This window comes from Candidatus Hydrogenedentota bacterium, assembly GCA_016791475.1.
GTDB lineage: Bacteria > Hydrogenedentota > Hydrogenedentia > Hydrogenedentales > JAEUWI01 > JAEUWI01.
In genome coordinates, this window is the sequence record JAEUWI010000345.1 from 1 (window position 1) to 243 (window position 243).

The window sequence follows — 243 nt, forward strand, 5'->3', positions numbered from 1 at the left end:
CGCCAGGCCGTGGCCGCCGCCCAGGCCGATCTGGCCGCCGGCCATGCCCGCGACGCCCTCGACCGCCTCGCCCCCCTGCCCGACATGGACAGCACCCCCGCCCTGGCCGCCTTCAAGGCCGGCGTGCTGCTGGGCCTGGGCCGCGCCGACGACGCCGGCGCCGTGCTGACCCGCTTTGCCCCGGGCACCCACCCCGCCCGCGACGCCACCGCCGCCGTGATCCAGGTGGCCCGCAACAACCCC

Annotated in this window: 1 protein-coding gene; it reads left to right on the top strand. The window is 79.8% G+C overall.

The features are described 5' to 3' along the window. A partial coding sequence (locus tag JNK74_29590; protein ID MBL7650327.1) for a hypothetical protein occupies positions 1–243 on the top strand: 243 nt, incomplete at both ends.